The 18456-nt window shown below is 63.5% G+C and carries 15 protein-coding genes; 9 read left to right on the forward strand and 6 right to left on the reverse strand.

Annotated elements, in window-relative coordinates:
• Nucleotide 1: 1 nt before the first annotated feature.
• The 7 genes from C1N62_RS09725 to C1N62_RS09755 all read left to right on the forward strand — a co-directional run bounded on the left by C1N62_RS09725 (nt 2) and on the right by C1N62_RS09755 (nt 7565).
• Complete coding sequence (locus C1N62_RS09725; protein WP_137764968.1) at nt 2-493, forward strand: spore coat U domain-containing protein; 492 nt, start codon at nt 2-4, stop codon at nt 491-493.
• Between the two features lie 10 nt (nt 494-503).
• Complete coding sequence (locus C1N62_RS09730; protein ID WP_137764969.1) at nt 504-1061, forward strand: spore coat U domain-containing protein; 558 nt, start codon at nt 504-506, stop codon at nt 1059-1061.
• A 30-nt stretch (nt 1062-1091) separates the two neighbouring features.
• Nucleotides 1092-1844 (forward strand): molecular chaperone, encoded by a 753-nt coding sequence (locus C1N62_RS09735; RefSeq protein ID WP_137764970.1) that lies wholly within the window; start codon nt 1092-1094, stop codon nt 1842-1844.
• 44 nt (nt 1845-1888) lie between these two features.
• Complete coding sequence (locus C1N62_RS09740; RefSeq protein WP_370465558.1) at nt 1889-4369, forward strand: fimbria/pilus outer membrane usher protein; 2481 nt, start codon at nt 1889-1891, stop codon at nt 4367-4369.
• Nucleotides 4370-4383: 14 nt separating this feature from the next.
• Complete coding sequence (locus tag C1N62_RS09745; protein WP_240775684.1) at nt 4384-5340, forward strand: spore coat protein U domain-containing protein; 957 nt, start codon at nt 4384-4386, stop codon at nt 5338-5340.
• Between the two features lie 151 nt (nt 5341-5491).
• Entirely contained in the window at nt 5492-7210 is a 1719-nt protein-coding gene (locus tag C1N62_RS09750) for a diguanylate cyclase (protein WP_137763447.1), read from the forward strand.
• A 109-nt stretch (nt 7211-7319) separates the two neighbouring features.
• Nucleotides 7320-7565 (forward strand): DUF1480 family protein, encoded by a 246-nt coding sequence (locus C1N62_RS09755; RefSeq protein ID WP_137763448.1) that lies wholly within the window; start codon nt 7320-7322, stop codon nt 7563-7565.
• Nucleotides 7566-7568: 3 nt separating this feature from the next.
• Here C1N62_RS09755 and C1N62_RS09760 read toward each other — a convergent pair whose 3' ends face one another.
• The 4 genes from C1N62_RS09760 to C1N62_RS09775 are packed head-to-tail and all read right to left on the reverse strand — an operon-like array spanning nt 7569 to nt 14204.
• Complete coding sequence (locus C1N62_RS09760; protein ID WP_137763449.1) at nt 7569-8192, reverse strand: hypothetical protein; 624 nt, start codon at nt 8190-8192, stop codon at nt 7569-7571.
• 3 nt (nt 8193-8195) lie between these two features.
• Nucleotides 8196-8585 (reverse strand): ASCH domain-containing protein, encoded by a 390-nt coding sequence (locus tag C1N62_RS09765; protein ID WP_137763450.1) that lies wholly within the window; start codon nt 8583-8585, stop codon nt 8196-8198.
• Nucleotides 8586-8592: 7 nt separating this feature from the next.
• Nucleotides 8593-11478, reverse strand: coding sequence for a WG repeat-containing protein (locus tag C1N62_RS09770; RefSeq protein ID WP_137763451.1), 2886 nt, complete (start codon nt 11476-11478; stop codon nt 8593-8595).
• Nucleotides 11475-14204, reverse strand: coding sequence for a WG repeat-containing protein (locus C1N62_RS09775; RefSeq protein WP_137763452.1), 2730 nt, complete (start codon nt 14202-14204; stop codon nt 11475-11477). Before C1N62_RS09775 ends, C1N62_RS09770 begins: the two co-directional genes overlap by 4 nt.
• 468 nt (nt 14205-14672) lie before the next feature.
• Here C1N62_RS09775 and C1N62_RS09780 point away from each other — a divergent pair, with 468 nt between their 5' ends.
• Nucleotides 14673-15548 (forward strand): NAD(P)-dependent oxidoreductase, encoded by an 876-nt coding sequence (locus tag C1N62_RS09780; RefSeq protein ID WP_137763453.1) that lies wholly within the window; start codon nt 14673-14675, stop codon nt 15546-15548.
• Here C1N62_RS09780 and C1N62_RS09785 read toward each other — a convergent pair whose 3' ends face one another.
• A complete protein-coding gene (locus tag C1N62_RS09785) occupies nt 15549-16103 on the reverse strand; it encodes a sugar O-acetyltransferase (RefSeq protein WP_137763454.1) in 555 nt (184 codons plus the stop codon).
• Nucleotides 16104-16657: 554 nt separating this feature from the next.
• On the opposite strand from C1N62_RS09785, the gene C1N62_RS09790 reads away from it, so the two are divergent.
• On the forward strand, nt 16658-17791 hold the full coding sequence (locus C1N62_RS09790; RefSeq protein WP_137763455.1) for an acyltransferase: 1134 nt from the start codon (nt 16658-16660) through the stop codon (nt 17789-17791).
• Nucleotides 17792-18127: 336 nt separating this feature from the next.
• Here C1N62_RS09790 and C1N62_RS09795 read toward each other — a convergent pair whose 3' ends face one another.
• A complete protein-coding gene (locus C1N62_RS09795; protein ID WP_137763456.1) occupies nt 18128-18445 on the reverse strand; it encodes an antibiotic biosynthesis monooxygenase in 318 nt (105 codons plus the stop codon).
• Between the last annotated feature and the right edge of the window lie 11 nt (nt 18446-18456).

Below are 18456 nucleotides of genomic sequence, written 5' to 3' on the forward strand. Positions count from 1 at the left end.
CATGGGCCTGCTGGCTGCCGGGGGGTGCTGGCCGGTTACCGCCGTGACCAAAACCGCCAGCGTCAATGTCAGTACGACGCTGGTGGCCTCCTGCACGGCGGGCACCACCGTCAATGGCGTGGTCAGCTTCGGCACGCTCAACTTTGGCACCACCGCTTTCCTCTCCCGCGCCGTGAATGTCACCGGCCAGCAAAACGCGGGCGCCATCCAGATTAAGTGCAATAACGGCACCGCCTGGCGAGTCCTGCTGGGCGGTGGCAACAGCGGCAACACCACCAGCCGCTATTTGGTCGGGGGGCCATCGGCCCAGCGCGTCACCTACAACCTGTACACCAGCGCGGCGTATACCACCGTCTGGGACAACGTCACCGGCGTGGCAGGCACGGGCACCGGCCAGACCCTGTTCTTGCCGGTGTATGGCCGTATCCCGGTACAGGCCACACCGGCCATTGGCACCTACAGCGACACGGTGCAAGTCACCGTCAGCTGGTAGCGGGTGGATGATGAACGCCTCCCGCCTGCGCCGCTGCTGGCCCCTGCTCTGCCTGCTGCCGTGGGGAGCATCGGGTGACACCGGCGTGGATGATTTGAGCAGAACCCAGGCGTTTACCGTCAACGCCACGCTGGTCAATGGCTGTGTGCTGGGCAGCGGCACCAGTGATGTCAGCACGTTCGGTACCCTGAGTTTTGGTAGCCGCTCCTCACTGGATACCGCTGCCGACGTGGCCTCCAATCAGGGCACTGGCTCGGTGGTGCTGCGCTGTACCCCCGGCACCAGCGTCACGCTGGCGCTGGGCAATGGCAATAACGTCACCGGTTCGATTGCCAGCGGCCGCCTGCTGCGCAATGCCTCGACCGGCGAAACGCTGCTCTACCAGATCTATCAGGATGCCGGTCGCACCACGGTTTGGGGCAACGGCAGTAACGGCGGCACCGTGCAGGCATTCAGCGCCACCGGGGCCGTGCAGGAGTACAAATTGTATGCCCGCCTGTTCGCCAGCAGCACGCTGCCGACCGCCGGCAACTACAGTGATAGCGTGCTGGTCACTGTCACGTACTGAATTTGAAAAGGATGTTTTATGACGTTACGCATGTTCGGCGCGCTGTTGGCCGCCCTCTCTACCCCGTTTCTCAGCGCCACGGCCCACGCCGCTGCCGCTATCCTGATCTGGCCCATTGATCCGGTGATCGAATCCTCTGAAACCGCCACCGCCCTCTGGCTGGAGAACCGCGACAGCCAGCCGGTCTACCTGCAAATCCGCGTGCTGGGCTGGCGGCAGGTGAATGGTGAGGAGAGCTACAACAGCCAGACCGAAGTGATCCCCAGCCCGCCGATGGCCACCATCGGCCCCGGCAAGCGCCAGCTGGTGCGGCTGGTGAAGAACAGCCAGGTGCCGCCCGGCCAGGAGCGCGCCTACCGCATCCTGGTGGATGAGGTGCCGCAAGGGCAGTCACCCCAGACAACCGGCTCACTGGGGCTGAAGTTCCAGATGCGCTACTCGGTGCCGCTGTTTGTGAGCGGCCAGGGGGTATGGACAAAACAGGATTACGAAAACCCGCGCGACTACAGCAAGGCGACCCAGCCGGCGCTGGCCTTCCGGCCAATCTCCATGCAGGGCAAGCCGGGGCTGCTGGTGCGCAATCAGGGGATTGTGCATGCCCGCATCTCCAAGGTGAGTTTGGTCAGTGGGTCGCGCCGCCAGACGGTCAATGACGGGCTGCTCGGCTATGTACTGCCGGGGCAGGAGGTGCGCTTCCCCCTGACGACGGCATTGGGTGGCGGTGGCCAGTTGGAGGCGACAGTCAATGACAATCCGCAGCCTGTCACCATCAGCCGTTACTGACCGGGGCCATTTATGATGATCACTGCCGTCCGCCGGGGGCACTGATGCCAGCCTGGCGCAGGCGGCCGCTGCCGCTGCTGATCACGCTGGCGCTGCTGGGCGGCCGGGCGTGGGCGGCTGACCTGCCGCCGCCGCCCACCGCCGCTGCCATGCCCAACGCGCAGCTCTATCTGGAGATTGTGGTCAATGGCCGACCCAGTGGACAGGTGCTGCCCGTGGAGTACCGCGACGGCCACTACTACCTCTCCCCTGACCAGTTGCAGCAAGCCGGGGTGCCGATGCTGCAAAAGGGCGACCAGCCGGTGGCGATTGACCAGATAGACAGTCGGCTGAAGGTCACGTACAGCGGCGAAACCCAGCAACTGCTGATCCAGGTGCCCAACGACTGGCTGCCGGAACAGCGCGTGGGCGATCCTCAGGCGGGTGACTACCTGCCGGCGCAGAGCAGTCTGGGGCTGCTGTTCAACTATGACATCTACGCCAACCAGACGCCGGACGCGCCGGAGGATGGCTACGTCTCCGCCTGGACGGAGCAGCGGCTGTTCGGCAACTTTGGCGCGTTGACCAACTCCGGCGTCTATCGGCGTGACATCGGCGCGGGTGAAGGGGTGGTGGCGCAGAACCGCTATATCCGTTATGACACCCAGTGGCAGTACAACGATGATCTCACCATGATGAGCTACAGCGCCGGTGACGTGATCACCGGTGCGCTGCCCTGGACCAACGCCGTGCGGCTCGGCGGCGTGCAGATTGCGCGCAACTTCTCCACCCGCCCGGATCTGGTCACCTACCCGCTGCCAGCCTTCGCCGGTCAGGCGGCGGTGCCCAGCACCGTCGATCTCTACATCAACAACTATAAAACCAGCAGTGCGCAGGTGAACCCCGGCCCCTTCACCCTCGACACCGTGCCCTATGTCAGCGGTGCTGGCGAGGCCACGGTGGTCACCACCGATGCGCTGGGCCGGCAGGTCTCTACCGTGGTGCCGTTCTACGTCGCCAGCGACCTGTTGCAGGCCGGGCTGACCGACTACAGCGTCAGCCTCGGGGCGCTGCGCCAGAATTATGGCATCAGTTCAATGGATTATGGCGAGCTGGCGGCCAGCGGCACGGTGCGCCACGGCCTGACCGACTGGCTGACGCTGGAGGGGCGCGCTGAAGGCGCGCGTGGCATGGCGGTGGCCGGTGCGGGCACCGGGCTGCGGCTCGGCCGCTTTGGGGTGCTGAACAGCGCCTGGAGCGCCAGCCAGAGCCAGTATAACGCCTTCGATCACGATGATGATGGCGCCGCGCGCGACAACCGTGCCGAGGGCAGTTTTACCGACAGCGACATCACCGATCCCTTTGCCGCCACCTCCGCCTATGGCCTCTATCAGGCGCCCACCGGCGGGCGCGGCAGCCAGACCGCCGTCGGCTACACCTACAGCACCTCCCTGTTCAGCCTGAGCGCGCAACGCATCCTGCGCAGTGAAAACTACGCCGATCTCTCCAACTACCAGACGCGCTACCGCCTGAGCCGCCGCAGCGACCAGCTGACCGGCAGCCTAAGCCTCGGGCGCTTCGGCACGCTGGGCAGCGGCTACTTTGACGTGCGCGACGCCGACGGCGGCCGCACCCGGCTGGTAAACCTGAGCTACAGCAAGAGCCTCGGGCGCAACATCTCCTTCTACGCCACTGCCAACCGTGAAATCGGCGGCAATGGCTTCAATGCCCAGCTGATGATCAGCATCCCGTTCGGCGACATGGGCACCGCCAGCTTTGGCGCGACGCGCGACACCGAAAACCGCTGGAACGGCCGCGCCACCTACAGCCGCGCCATCCCCACCGATGGCGGCTTCGGCTGGAACCTCGCCTATGCCGACGGGCAGACCAGCGACAGCCAATACCGGCAGGCCGATCTCAGCTGGCGTGGCGACCATACCGAAGTGCGCGGTGGCCTCTATGGCAGCCGCAGCAACTACACCCGCTGGGGGCAATTGAGTGGCTCGCTGGTGGCGATGGATGGGCGCGTCTACGCTGCCAACCAAGTAAATGACGCCTTCGCGCTGGTCTCCACCGATGGCTATAGCGGCATCCCGGTCTCCTATGAGAACCAGAAGATCGGCGAAACCGACGATCGCGGCTATTTGCTAGTGCCGACCGTCACCTCCTTCTACCACGCACGCTTCCAGATTGACCCGCTCGACCTGCCGGCGGATGTCAGTACCCCGACGGTGGAGCGCACCCTCTCCATCCGCCGCAACAGCGGCCTGCTGGTCAACTTCCCGGTGAAACAGCTCTCCGCCGCCAACCTGACGCTGGTCGGCCCGGATGGCAAGCCGCTGCCCAACGGCAGCACGGTGCGGGTGGAGGGACGCCCAAGCCCGATCTATGTGGGCTGGGATGGGCTGGTGTGGCTGGAGGAGGCCAAACAGGAGAACCGGCTGACCATCACACGGATGGATGACGGCAGCGTCTGTCATGTCACCGTGCGCCTGCCGCAGCCGAAAGGCCTTCACACCTTGGGGCCGCTGGTATGCCGCCCATGAAACAGGAGCGTTTAATGATGACCCCCTCCCTGCGCCGCGCGCCGCTGTGGGCCGCCACCCTGCTGCTGGGCCTACTGGGCCTCGGCCACGACGCCCGCGCCGACTGCGCCATCAGCAACGGCACCGTCAACCTCGGCAGCCAAAGCTCCTTCACTGCCTACAACAGCCGCCTGCGCGCTCAGGGCACCGGTGGCCTGACCTGCTCCGGGCTGACGGTCAACCTGGGCGGCGCCAACACCCTGCGCGCCACCATCGCCTCCACCAGCAACAATATGCGGCTGCTGAACACCGACGGCTCCGGTGACGCCATCCCCTACCTGATCTACCCGGACGCCAACTATCAGTACGCCTTCAGTAGCGGCCAGACCATCGACTACAACAGTCTCAACCTGGTGGCGGCGCTGTTCCAAAACCCCAACGTTACGGTACCGCTCTATATCCAGACCACCACCGGCGCCAATGTGCGCTCCGGCACCTACAGCGACGTCATTAGCGTCGTCTGGAACTACTCGGTCTGCTACCTTGGGGTGCTGACCTGCCTCGGTGCTTGGACTGGCACCGGCACCGCGCTGGTGACCGTGACCGCCATCATCACCAAGGATTGCGCCATCAACAGCGCGCCCAACGTCAACCTCGGCAGCGTGGCGCTGGTCGGCCAGTTCAACGCCGTCACCCAGAGCATCACCCTCACCTGCACCAAAACCGAGGGCTACAAAACCTACGTCACCAACGGCAACAACTACGTTAGCCCTTGGAAGCGGATGGCCAACACCACCACGCCCGGCACCTTCCTGCAATACCAGATCTACCAATCCAACGGCACCACCCTATGGGACAGCAACAACAAGCTGAACGGCAGCGGCACCGGGCTGAGCCAGAGCATCGCCTATGTGGTGCGGGTCAACGGCTCGCAGGCGCAGCAACCCGCCGGCAGCTACAGCGACAACGTGACCCTGACGCTCGAGTATTAGTCCTTGTTAGCGTTGAAAAAATCGGCAGTTCGCTGGTTTGGTATGATAAAAGCGTTGCGTGTAAGAATAATCCTAATAAGCTGGGGCAATAAAAATGGCCTGGCCGCCAGACCCCATGCCCCAGAGATTGTTGCCGGTTGGAGAGCACATCATGTTGAATGATGAGAAAGAAAAGATCCTCGCAGAAAACGCGATGCTGCGCGACGTCATCAGCTTGCGGGAGATGATAGACAATAACTCCGACTGGCTGTGGGAAGTTGACGCACAGGGGCGCTACACTTTTTCCTCCAACAAAAGCATCGAGTTCCTTGGCGTGCCGCCGGAGCAGGTGCTGGGCAAGACGCCGTTTGATTTCATGCCGCCGGATGAGGCGAAACGGGTCGGCGAGCAGTTTGCCGCCATCGTCGCCAGCCGCGCGCCCTTTGGTGGCCTGCTCAACCGCAACGTGCGCGCCGATGGCAGCGAGGTGGTGCTGGAGACCAGCGGCATCCCGCTGTTTGACGCGCAGGGCGCGTTCCGTGGCTACCGGGGCATTGACCGCAACCTCACCTCGCTCTACCACGCGCCGGGGCAGCGCCTGTTCCAGCTCGAGTCGATCTACGCCAACGCCCCCGTCGGCCTCTGCTTTGTCGATATGGCCGCCCGCTACGTGACGGTGAATGACGCGATGGCCGCCATCCTCGGGGTGGAGCCTTATCAGGCGATTGGCCGCCAGGTGGGCGACTTCATCCCGGCGCTCAGCCCGCTGCTGATGGACGCGCAGTCGCAGGCGGCCGGGCGGCAGGCGATGCTGGATCGCGAGTTCACCCTCGGCGAGCGCATCTACTTTATCCGCCTCAAGCCAGCCTATGACAGTCAGGGCGCGGCCCTCGGCCTGTCGCTGGCGATGATTGACATCACCACCATGAAGCAGATGGAGCGGGCGCTACGCGAGAGTCAGGAGCACTACCGCAACATGGTGGAGCTGAACCCGCAGATCCCGTGGACGGCCGACCCGGACGGGCTGCTGACCGATGTCAGTTCGCGGTTCCAGCGCATCAGCGGCCTGTCACGGCAGGAGATTTTGGCCGACCGCTGGGTGCAGGCGATCCATAGCGATGACCGGCGGCAGGCGCTGGAAGTGTGGGGCCACGCCCTCGCCACCGGCGCGCCGCTCGATATCGAGCTGCGCTTCTGCCACGTCGATCGCGGCTGGAACTGGATGCGCATCCGCGCCGCGCCCAGCCATGCACCAGATGGCCGCATTGAGCGCTGGTACGGCACCGCCGAGGATATCCATGAGCGCAAGCTGCTAGAGCTGAAGCTGGTGAAGGTCAATCGACGGCTGGCGATTCAGGCGCGCACCGACTCCCTGACCCGGCTGCCCAACCGCCGCGAGTTCAAAAAGGTGCTGAACCATGAGTTCCTGCGCGCCAAGCGCACGCTGACGCCCATTTCGTTGATGATGATCGACATCGACTACTTCAAGCATTTCAATGACCACTACGGCCACCTGTCAGGCGATGCCTGCCTGCGGCTGGTAGCGCGCACCCTGCGCCGGGCGCTGAAGCGCAGCACCGACGTGGTGACCCGCTTTGGTGGCGAAGAGTTCGCCGCCATCCTGCCGGACACCGACGCCGAGGGCGCGCGGGTGGTGGCGCACCACATCATGGAGGCGATCAGCGGGCTGGGGATCCATCACCAGATGAGCCCGTTCCAGCGCGTCACCATCAGCCTTGGCATGACCACCTACTCCCCCGGCGAGCAGGCGGAGGTGACCGATCAGGCGGAGCTGGTCAGCGCCGCCGACGAGGCGCTCTACCTGTCGAAAAACCGTGGCCGCAACCAGTTCAACATGATGGCCGTCACATCCCATCAGCCCGCCCCCTGACCTTTGTGCTCTGGGGCCGGGCGGCGCTGGCAAATTCCAGTCGCTCGGCTACGCTCACAGAGTCACCACACCGGACATCCCCCTCCCGCCAGCCATTGAGGAACCGATTATGGGCAAGACCACGGTTAGAATCGGCAGTTATGAGATCCAGGATGCCGAGCTGTCAGCGCCGGACACCTCCTGCGGCCACAATACCCTGCGCATTCCCTGTCAGTCTGACCCGGAGCTGTGTATGCAACTGGATGGCTGGGACGATCACACCAGCATTCCCGCCACGCTGGATGGCTGCCAACGTACGCTCTACAAGGAGCGCTATGACAAGCAGTGCGATGCGTGGGTACTGCGGATGGAGTAGCCGTCAGGCGCGCGCCTGTAGGGCAATGCCACGGCCAGCGTAGAAGCGGGCGAAGGTCGCCAGCGGCAAGGTAACGTGGGACTGGGTCTCCGGGCGATCGCCGGAGGGGTTGTGGAAGGTCAGCTGTTGCGCATCGGCGTGGGAGACCAGCACCAGATGGCCACCGGTCTTGGGCGGCTGGCTCTCCGGCTGGCGAATGCTGGGGTGCACCGAGGCGATGAACCAGCGGTAGCGGCGCAGCACTTCGGCAATCTCCGTCGCTGCGCGCCCGACCTCCACCTCCGCTGCCCAGCCCCACGCTTCCCGCACATACTCCACGAATGGCGCATAGATCAGGCCGCGGATGGCCGCGCCTTCGCGCACGTAGGTGCCATAGGGCAAGCTGGCGCGCGCCAGCGCCAGCAGCGGCGGTGGCTCACGCCCCTCCGCCGTCAGCGCCATCTGCAAGCAGCACATCCCGCACAGGTGGCTGGCCCACTCGACAAACTCCGCCTGGGTCAGCGCACCGGCCTCCCGCCAGTGGGGAATCTCTGCCAGCGTCTTGTCGCCGCTGACGATCGCTGCCGCGTCGCCGGGTGACGCCCACTGGCTGAAATAGGGCACCGGCCCGGCAGGCTGCTGCCCCATCGGTCAGAACGTCTCGACCACACGGAAATTCATCAGCACCAGCGTCATCTGCGGGGAGAACATCTCATACTCCTCGAAGAACGCCTGCTGCTGCTGACGCCAGTCAGCCAGGGTGCCATCCCCCTCGGCCTCGGCGCGCGCGTGGGACTCCGGCACCTGATCGAACGGCACCAGATCGGTGGAGGTCAGCTCAATGGCGCACACCGGCTGGTTGCGGCCATCCACCACCACAAAGGTGTCACCCACCTGCGGCACACCCTCATCATCCAGCGGGGCGCAGGTGGCGGTTTTCACCCCCTCCACCACCTTTTTCGCCAGCGCGTCGGCCAGCGCTTCATTGTCAGCGAATGCCCAGCGATCGGCATCCTGGTACTTCTCAGGCAAATTTTTCATGGGGTTCTCACTCTTCAGGCCCGGCGACGGGCCGGGCGTTATTATCATTGGCGGCGTCACAGCGCACCGGCAGGGAAGCCGGCCACTGGCGCTCACTGCCGGGGCCATACAGCACCCGTACGCCGCATTCGGTCACAATCCGTGCCAGCGGCCTGCCAGCGCGATCAATCATCATGGCGGTGGCACCGTTGGCAGCCACCGCCACCCCCTCGGAAAAGGGCGACACGGCGTCAAACACTGGTGGAATGACAAAGTTGCCGCGCACATCGACAAAGCCATAGTGGCCGGCGGTGCGGGCGAAGGCCAGGCCATCCGCTGGCAGGCCCAGCTCCTGATAGCGCACGTTGCCGATGGGCTGCCCCTGCCCATCAATCCAGATCTGCGTCTGCGGCCCCTGCGCCAGCACCGCGCGCCCATCCTGCATCTGGCTGCCGCGCCCGGCGATCGTCAGCGCCACGTGGCCATTGATGTCAGCATAGCGGGTGGTGGCTTCGCCGCCATTAGCCAGAATGCTGAAACTCATCTCACTGGCGGGCGGCCAGAACCACTGCCCGGCGGGCAGCTCCCCCACCTTCGCGCCAGTGGCGTCGATCACCTGCGTCAGCGGCCCCTGCCCGCGCAGCGCACGGCCATTGGCAAAGGCGGTGGCACTGCGGCCATCGGCCGGGATCTGCCAGCTGCCCTGCTCATTCAGGTAGCCCGCCTGCGGCAGGCGCGTCAATTTGATCCACTCCCCCAGCGCCTGAATGGTGGTGTCCTGCTCATTCAGCTCCGGCTCGCCGCTGGCCGACAACAGCCACGACTGGCCGTCGGCGGCGCTGGCCAAAATGCGGCCGTCGTTGAAGTGCCCATAGCGCAGGCCGCTGGTCGGCGGCACCCGCTGCTGGCCATCGGCACCAAGCAGGGTATGGCGGGTGGCCGCCTCGCCAGCCGGTGCTGGCAGCGTGGCGAACCAGAGCGCGTCATTGATGCGCTCCAGCGCCGCGTACTGCGGGGCGATCACCCAGTGGTTCTGGCTATCAATCACCCCCCACTGGCCGTCGGGCTGCTGCACCGCCACCTCGCCCCCGACGCTATTGGCAACCTGGCGGAAGGCGGGCGCGGCCACCTCGCGCCGGGCCAGCGCGTCAAAGATACCCCACGGCGCGTCCTGCGCCGCCGAGGCGCGGAAACGGAACCAGCCACCGCCAATCGACTCAATCTGCACCTCATCCGGCAGGGCGTAACGCTGGCCCTGATGGTCAACGGCGCTGAGCAGCCCATCGCGATACGCAAAAGCGTAACCCTGCACAAACGGGGTGATGTTATCCTCGCCGAAGGCCAGCCGCTGCTGCCCCTGGCTGTCCACCAGCCCCATGCCACCCTCGGTGGCAACGATGAATTGCAGCGGCGCGCTGCCCTCCACCGCGGCGTCCGCGCCATCGGCCAGCGTCACTGACTGCCAGTCCGGCTGTTGCAACAGGCTGCCGTCGGCGCGCAGCAGGCCAGCGTTGCCCGCCTGCCCCGGCACCGGGTCGATGCGCGCCAGCGGCAGATCCGGCTGCACCGCGCGCTGGGCGCGATCGTGGCCGTAGAGCGGTTGCAGCGGGTGCGCCGCCAGCGTCTCGAGGGTACGGGCGCTGAGCAGCGCCTTGCCCTCGGGATCAAGGATATTGAGCAGCTTGCCGCGCTCATCGCGCAACCAGAGGCGGCCATTGATCAGCTCAGCGGAGGCGGCCTGCCCGAGCCAACCGGCATTCAGCAGGGTGCCAGCAGGTGACACCACGCCATTGATCTTGCCCCCCGCGCCAGCCAGCGTCACCAGATAGGGCAAGGTGTCGCGCTCATCCATCACGCTGCCCGCTGGCAGGCTGAGCGGCCGCTCCTGCCCATCCAGATAGAGCGCGGGCGCGCCCTTGCCGCGCACCAGCACCGCGTGGTCATGCACCGTCAGGGTGGCATCGGCGGGCAGGCTGTGCAGCGCCTTGCCACGATCATTGAGCAACAGGGTCTGCCCATCCGGCTGGGTGGCCTGCCAGAGGCCCGCCGTCAGCGGCTCGGCCTGCGCATAGTGCCCCTCCATCCGCGAGCCATCGGCGCGGATCAGCGCCACCTCACCCCCCTGCTCGGCGCGCGCCAGCCCAGCGCCCTGCGGCGGCAGGGTAATGGCGCTGAATTGTGGCGCGATACGCCAGTTCAGGTCAGGGTCGGCAATGCCATACTGGTGCGCGCCGTTGCGGGCGATGAACAGCCCCTCGTTGCCGAAGGGCTGGACAATCTCCATCTTGTCGCTGGCGAAGTGGCGCTGGCCATCAGGTGAGATAAACACGGTGCGGGTAGTGAGGCGCAGCAGCAGCGGATTGCCATCCTCGAGGGTGAGGCTCTCGACCCGGTCATCAAGCGGCGGGCCGACGGGCGCGCCGCTGCGGTTAATCAGTTGCGGCCGGCCATCGCGCGTCACGGCTGCGAGGCCAGCCTGGGTAAAGTCGGCGGCGCTGTCGAACTGCGGAGCAATGGCCCAGTTGCCGCGGGCATCCAGGTAACCCCATTTGCCCTGCTGGCGCGCTGCCGCCAGATCGTGGTGGTAGTCGCCCACCTGTTCAAACACTGGCCGGATCACCAGTTGCCCGTTGCCGTCGAGGAATCCCCAACGGTGCCCGGTCAGGCCGGGCGACAGTGCCACATCGTCCACCGGCAGATCGGCGGAGGGGAGCAGCACCGCCGCCCGCCCCTGATGCAGATCGCGCAGGCAGAGGGGGATCGCCTGCGGCAATGCCGCCCGCGCCCGCGCCTCGGCCTGCACGCCCTCCTGCACCGGCATACTGCACGCCGTTTGCGCCTGCGCCTGCTGGCCGAGGGCCAGCAGGATCAGCACACCGCCGCCGCGCAATGCCCGGCCGGGGTCTGGTTTCATCTCTTCTCCCCTTGCGGGCTGCCCGCACAGGTCAGGGCCTTGGCCGGCCAGAGCGGGCGGCCTTTGGCGGTGATGACGATCCGCTGGTTGCAGCGCACCACTACCTGGGCCTGCACCTTGCCGTGGGAATCGATCAGTTTGGTGACGCCCTTGTGCACCACCCAAGCGCGATGGTCACTGAAGTCGCCTGCCGCGCTGTAGGCCGGCTTGATGGCGAAGTGACCATCCTTGTCAATATAGCCGTTGAGCGCGCCATAGGTGGCGCGTTTCACCGCGCGGGCGCGCTCATCATGCAGCGGCCCCAGCTGGTCGAAGTAGGCCGCCACACGGGTGGCGCCGCTCTCGTCGATCAGGCCGTAGCGGTTCCCCTCGCCACGCAGCGGCACCACGCCACCGCCAGCGGCCGCCACCAGAATGCTGTCCAGCCCTGGGTAGCGCTGGATCTCCTGGCCGCTGAAGTCACGCAGCACGCTCTGGCCGGTGGTTGGGTCATTTTCCGCCACGCGGTTCATGCCCGCCAGCGGCACGGCCGTGGGGAACTCCGGCAGCGGCTGGCCGCCGTTGCCATCAATCAGCAGGGTGTTCTGGTCACGGTGGGCCACCGCCCACTGGCGCGGGCCACTGAAGGTGAGCGGCGCGGTGTAGATCGGTGCCACCTGCCACTCGCCGCGTGCGTTGATCGCCCCGTAGCGCTGGCCAAAGCTGAGCAACACGCGCTCGCCGTCAATGGTCGCTTTCTCCACCGGCACCGCCTTCTCCATCACCGGGCGGCCATCGGCATCAATCAGCGCCACGCCGCCACTGGCTGGCTTCACCAGCCAGTGCGTCGGCCCGACGGCCCGCGGTTTCTCCAGCAGGTCAGCGGCCAGGGTGCGGCTGGTGGCAGCGTTGACCAGACTGAAGCGGCGCTCCGCCTCTTTGCCGGTTTCCAGCAGGTAGAGGCCGTGGCCCATCGCCTGCGGCTTGCCATGCCCCTCTTGTGCCGCAAGCGCCCAGCGGCCCTCTGGGGTGATCACGCCCCACGCCTTGCCACTGCGCGCCAGCGCGTAGCCCTCGGCGAAGGGTTCAATCTGCTCAAAGGTCGGTGCCAACAGCTCGCGTTTCGCGGCGATATCCCAGACGCCCCAGCGCTGCTGGTCGCCCTCGCCAGCCGCCGTCAGCAGCAGGTTGCCGGTGATGTCGCGCGCCATTTGCAGGGTGCGGGTCGGGATGTCCTGCACGTTGCCGCTGCGGTCAATCAGGCGGCGGCTTTCGGTTTTGCCGTCTGATACCGTGGCCCATGCGTAGTCGCCCGTGAAGGGCTGAACCTGCACGAACTGCGGTGCCACCACCCACTGGCCATTGGCATCCACCGCGCCCATCTTCTTGTCCTGCGTGCGCACGCGCAGCGGCGCGGCATCCGCGCCCGCTTCAAAGCCGGCCCACTGCGGGTCGGTCACGATCTCGCCATGCGCCGACAGCAGCGCCAGCGGCTGTTTGCTGTCGGTCGGGGTGAGGATCGCCAGCGGCAAGCGGCGGCTGGCGTCGGTGTCATCCGCCGCTGGCTCACCGCGCAACGCTTTCAGTTGGTAGCCTGCCAGCGCCTTCAGGGTGACATCCGAGAGCAGCCCCACGCCGCGGGTGTCAACGATCTGCTCCAGATGCGCGTCCTTGCCAGCGCGGATCCAGAGCGAGTCCGGCCGCACTTCCAGCTTCGCGTTTTCAGCGGGCAGCAGGGTGACATGGTTGTCCGGGCCAATCAGCACCACCCCGGCATCACTGGTTCCCACCTGCCACTGGTGCCACGGGCGCAGGGAGTCCCCCAGCCCGGCGGGCAGATCCGGCTGCTTCTCCAGCGCGCCGTTGAGCAGCTGCCACGCGCCCTCACTGGTCTGCACCAGCCAGTTGCCGTTGGCCAACGGGGCGGCGGTTTTATAAGGGGTTTTGCTGCGCAGCGTACCCTGACGATCAATGAAGAACCAACCGGCCTTGCCCTGCACCGCCAGCGTGTCGCCATTCAGCTTCGGCAGGGTGCGGCTCTTGATCTTCATCGGGTCAATCGCCCACTCGCCACCCTCATTGAGGTAGCCCCAGTAGCCGTTGTCATGGGTGTCACGTTTCTGGGCTGGTACTAAACCCGACTGCGGTGCCTCAAGCGCCATGACGTCATCGGGCAGGGCCAGCGCGCGATCGATGTCGGCGCGCCACAGGGCCGGTGCAATCTGCATCTGCACGCTGGCCAGCGATTGGCCGCCGACAAAGCCGTCGGTCGCCAGACTGACGGCGAATGGCAGGGTGCGAACCACCGCGCCCTGCTTGTCAATCAGCGCCAGACGATCGTTGATCTCCACCAGCGCGGTGCCCTCGGCATTGAACGGGGTGACGCGGGTGAAGCGCGCCGGGATGGCCCACTTGCCGCGCTGATCGATATAACCATATTTGCCATCCTGCGCCACGGCCGCCAGGCCATTCACGAAGCCTTGGGCGTCGCTGAATGCTGGCTCAATCACCAGATGGCCGGAGGTATCCATGAACCCCCACTTGCCCTGCTTCTCTTTGGCGCTGCCCAGCAGCACGGGTGCCAGCCCTTGCTGGAAGGGCTGCTGGCAGGCATTCAAGGTTTGTGAGGGTGCACAGCGTGACAGCCAGCTCTCATCGGCGCTGGCCGGAAACAGAAAGAGGGCGTTAATCGCCAGTGCCAACGCGCTGATTGCTCCAACGCGGGTAACATGTTCGGCGTAATGCATCCGATTCCCTTTATGGCAAAATTAGGTAAAAGTGTAGCGCACTCCGCATCAGGCCAGCCTGACGCCTCATCGCCCGGCGGCGGCCGGGGAGCGGTGCCCCAGCTGTCGCCATTCTGCGCAGCCTCTTGGCTGCTTATATCCAGGCATAAAGAGGAGGGTTCTCGCCAGCAAGCTCCGCGCCCTGCCTGACGCCATCCCTCTTCTTCACATTCAGAATAACCGCAGCGTTTATAACATAGGCGCGGAATTTTTAAAAACTGACCCACCCATCAGTCGCTTAGAGAAAGCCCTTAACCAGAATATTTCAGAAGATTTACCGCACAAGAACGTTATGCAGTTGTTAACTTTATTTCAGAGGCGTCTATTTTGTGCTCTAATAATTACGCACGTTAATAATAAGATAGCCGTCTATATAGAAGTCCAGATAGTGCAGAGCTAACGTATAACGATGGGTATAAGGAGAACGCCATGAAAGTCGGATTTGCGGGCCTGGGCGCGATGGGAAGCGCGATGGCCAAAAATATTCTGCAAGCGGGTCATACGGTGATGGTCTGGAACCGCAGCCCGCAGGCAGCAGATGACCTGGTGGCGTTAGGGGCAACCCGCGCTGCCGATCCTACTGAGCTGGCGTACGTGGATGTGTTGATCTCCATGTTGGCGGATGACCATGCCACCTGGTCTGTGATTGTCGAGAGTGGCCTGTTGAACCAAATGGCGCCGCACGCGGTGCATGTCAATATGGCGACCATCTCAGTGGCGCTGGCGCAGCAGCTGGATGCGCTGCATCAGGCGCGGCATGTGGGCTACATTGCCGCCCCGGTGCTCGGCCGCACGGAGGTGGCCGCCGCTGGCCAGCTGAATATCCTGGCGGCTGGCGACGCCGCCACCCTGGCAAAGGTGCAGCCGTTGTTGGACATCATGGGCCAGAAGACCTGGTACTTTGGCGATACGCCAGCGCAGGCCAACGTGGTCAAGATTGCCGCCAACTTCACCCTCGCCTCCGCCATTGAGACCATGGCGGAAGGGGCGGCGCTGGTACGCAACCACGGGGTCGGCGCACAGGATTTCCTGTCGATGCTCTCTGGTACGCTGTTCAACTGTCCCGCCTACAAGAATTATGGCGGCATGATTGCCGAGGAGCGTTTCTCGCCCGCTGGCTTCAAGCTGACGCTGGGGCTGAAGGATGTCAGTCTGGCGCTGGAGGCCAGCCAGCAGAGCAGAACCCCGCTGCCGTTCGCTGGCGTATTGCGTGACAATTTCATTGATGCGATAGCGCAGGGCGACGGCGATCTGGACTGGGCAGGGGTAGCGACCGTCTCTGCCCGTCGCGCTGGCCTGAAGTAGTTACGCCAAGGATTTGACCGGCCGGGCCGGCGTCCCGACACAGACGCTGTTGTCCGGCAGGTCATGCACCACCACACTCCCTGCCCCCACCACCACGTTGTTGCCAATGGTGACGCCGGGGCAGAGGGTGACATGCGCGCCAAGCCAGACATCATCCCCCAGCGTAATCGGCTTGACGAACTCCTCACCGGCGGCACGCCGCACCTTGTCCAGCGGATGCCCGGCGGTGGAGATCACCACATTGGGGGCAATAAACACATTTTTGCCCATCACGACCCGCGCCCCATCCAAAATGGTCAGCCCGTGGTTGGCGTAGAAGTTGTCCCCTACCAGTATGTTGTAACCATAATCCACATAGAGCGGTGGCTCGACATAGAAGCTGCCCTGAAAATTGATCAAGGCTGCCAGCTGCGCGTTGCGGCCCGCCTCGTCATCGTAGTCGCCCTGATTGATCAGCTGGCACGCCTTTTTCGCCTGCCGGCGATCGGCTGTCAATTGCGGATCGGTGGCGAGATAGGCCTCACCGGCCAACATCTTCTCTTTTTCCGTTTTCATGCCCTGCTCCTGTTGGTGGATATGTTGTCTGTTATAACGGCCTGACCAGAGGCTGTCATCTGGCGAGGTGGCATTATCGATTTTTGCGGAAAGGCTCTGTATTGATAAATAAACTGTATGTTTGTCCCGACCTATTATTAAATATATTTGGTGAAACCGCCCCCTATTTCATCCATTCTTCCACTTGCCGACCCAGGCTGATTACCCACGCTGATAAGTGGTTATTTACCTGCCTCTCCGCGGCTCAGCACCGCTTATCCTTTCCCGCCCTTCGCAATATGTTTCTCACTCGACATAGCAATAATTCATCACTCTGCGAACTTCTCCTAAAAAATAACGGACAACTTTCGGACGATTAAACCTTACTTTATTTAATAAACCAATTTACCTGACTTAATCCATTGTTTTAAATGATATAAAATACTTGGATTCTTTGGGATGATTCTTATTTAATGATGATAATTCTCTTTTTTACGTGCACAGAAAGCGTCATGCATTGCGGTTTCACGCGGTTTATTTACAATTCTCCCACTTATTAACCCTGGGAACCCACCATGATACCGAATAAGCGTTTTGAGGCGCTGGATAGCTTTCGCGGGTTGTGCGCCATGTCTGTGGTGATATTCCACGTTAATATTGTTGGCAGTTTGACCGAGCTGGCTTTTTTCCGCGAAAGCCACCTGCTGGTGGATTTCTTCTTTGTGCTAAGCGGCTTTGTGCTGACCCACGGCTATGGGTTTAAACGCGATGTGCGGTTCAGGGATTTCTTTATCTCACGCACCTTCCGCATCTTCCCGCTGCATATCGTGATGCTGGGCGTCTTTATCCTGCTGGAGGTGGGCAAATGGCTGGCGTACCAGAAGGGGTTCGTCTTCAACAGCCTGCCCTTCACTGGTGTGACCGCCCCGCAGGAGATACTGCCCAACCTGATGCTGGTGCAGTCCTGGACGCCGCTCACCTCGCCGCTCAGCTATAACTTCCCGGCGTGGAGCATCAGCGTTGAGTACTACATCTATATGATCTTCTTTGCCCTGACGCTGCTGCGCGGGCGCGGAAAAGTTGTGGCTTGGGCGCTGGTTGCTGGCGTAGCCCTTTATCTGCTGCTGCACGGCCACCCCTACCTGACGGAGAAGTCCCTGCATGGGCTGGCCTGCTTCTTTGGCGGGGCGCTGACCTATGTCCTTTATCGCCAAGTCAGCGACAAGATTGCACTGGGCTTTACCCTGGGATCGCTGGTGGAAGTGGTGGTGCTGGCGACCACCATCACCGTGGTGGCGCTGCCGCTGCCCGACAAGACTTTGCTCGCCATCCTGCTGTTCTGCCTGTGCGTTTTTACTTTCGCACTGGAACTGGGTGCCGTGTCGCACTTGATGAAGCGCCGGTTCTTCCTGCGGCTGGGCGTGCTCTCCTACTCCATCTATATGACCCACGCCGCGCTGCTGTTCTGCCTGATCTCCCTGCTGATCGTGGTGCAGAAGGTGACCGGTTGGCAGATTGCGCCAATGGTGGGCGAGCACCGCTACCTCGATTTTGGCAACCCGTTCATCAATGACCTGCTGCTGCTGGCCATTCTGGCTGGGGTGGCCGCGGTCGCCAGTTTTACCAATAGACATATTGAGAAGCGTTGGCAGCAAATTGGCCGCACGCTCCAACAGGGCATCACTCTCCGACGTGCAGAAAAACAATAATAAATACCCCCTCAGATTGGCCTCTTCGGAGGCCCTTTTTTTGCCTGCCGTAGGGCTGGCATGGCCACGATATCTACCGCTTCCAGTCACCTTTTCCGGCACTTCTATCTAAGATTTATCTTAGAAACCCCACGGAATGCTTAACTGTTTCCCGGCGGAACCACTACACTTTTATAAGATTATTCTTACAAAGGGGGAGTTATGGCTCTGTTTATTTTTCTGTTATGCAACGTGGCGTTAGTGCTTGCATCGTTGAAAGTACGTAGCTAAGACGCGCCCGCCGCGCCCCTTCCGGGGGCGCAACACGCCCGGCCCCTTGGCCGGGCTTTTAATTGCTTACGGTTCCAGGGGGGCAATCCCTGTCACCTGATGGTGAAACACATAGGGATCGGAGAGGAGTGCAAACTGCTCATCGTCTGGATAGGTAACGGCAACGTGGTAACGCTCACCCGCGAAGGCGCGCACGGCCTCCAGATCCTGCCACCAGGTCGCCAGAAAGAAGTGTTCATACTCCCCTTGGGTTTCGCGGCGCACCTGTGCCCCACAGCAACCGGGCAGGCCCTCGGCGTGCTGTACCCCGGTCAGCTGCAAATGTCTGGCAAAGCCCTCTGCATGTTCACGTGGCACGCACCCGTGCCAGGTTCGACAAATCATCCCTTTTCACT

The organism is Nissabacter sp. SGAir0207, assembly GCF_005491205.1.
Taxonomy (GTDB): Bacteria; Pseudomonadota; Gammaproteobacteria; order Enterobacterales; family Enterobacteriaceae; genus Chimaeribacter.

Bases quoted from the DNA above. Each gene is read 5' to 3' on its own strand.
- C1N62_RS09785 (WP_137763454.1), bottom strand. From the start codon at position 16,103: ATGAAAACGGAAAAAGAGAAGATGTTGGCCGGTGAGGCCTATCTCGCC.
- C1N62_RS09755 (WP_137763448.1), top strand. From the start codon at position 7,320: ATGGGCAAGACCACGGTTAGAATCGGCAGTTATGAGATCCAGGATGCC.
- C1N62_RS09780 (WP_137763453.1), top strand. From the start codon at position 14,673: ATGAAAGTCGGATTTGCGGGCCTGGGCGCGATGGGAAGCGCGATGGCC.
- C1N62_RS09740 (WP_370465558.1), top strand. From the start codon at position 1,889: ATGCCAGCCTGGCGCAGGCGGCCGCTGCCGCTGCTGATCACGCTGGCG.
- C1N62_RS09750 (WP_137763447.1), top strand. From the start codon at position 5,492: ATGTTGAATGATGAGAAAGAAAAGATCCTCGCAGAAAACGCGATGCTG.
- C1N62_RS09735 (WP_137764970.1), top strand. From the start codon at position 1,092: ATGTTCGGCGCGCTGTTGGCCGCCCTCTCTACCCCGTTTCTCAGCGCC.
- C1N62_RS09770 (WP_137763451.1), bottom strand. From the start codon at position 11,478: ATGAAACCAGACCCCGGCCGGGCATTGCGCGGCGGCGGTGTGCTGATC.
- C1N62_RS09730 (WP_137764969.1), top strand. From the start codon at position 504: ATGAACGCCTCCCGCCTGCGCCGCTGCTGGCCCCTGCTCTGCCTGCTG.
- C1N62_RS09760 (WP_137763449.1), bottom strand. From the start codon at position 8,192: ATGGGGCAGCAGCCTGCCGGGCCGGTGCCCTATTTCAGCCAGTGGGCG.
- C1N62_RS09790 (WP_137763455.1), top strand. From the start codon at position 16,658: ATGATACCGAATAAGCGTTTTGAGGCGCTGGATAGCTTTCGCGGGTTG.
- C1N62_RS09765 (WP_137763450.1), bottom strand. From the start codon at position 8,585: ATGAAAAATTTGCCTGAGAAGTACCAGGATGCCGATCGCTGGGCATTC.
- C1N62_RS09745 (WP_240775684.1), top strand. From the start codon at position 4,384: ATGATGACCCCCTCCCTGCGCCGCGCGCCGCTGTGGGCCGCCACCCTG.
- C1N62_RS09725 (WP_137764968.1), top strand. From the start codon at position 2: ATGGGCCTGCTGGCTGCCGGGGGGTGCTGGCCGGTTACCGCCGTGACC.
- C1N62_RS09775 (WP_137763452.1), bottom strand. From the start codon at position 14,204: ATGCATTACGCCGAACATGTTACCCGCGTTGGAGCAATCAGCGCGTTG.
- C1N62_RS09795 (WP_137763456.1), bottom strand. From the start codon at position 18,445: ATGATTTGTCGAACCTGGCACGGGTGCGTGCCACGTGAACATGCAGAG.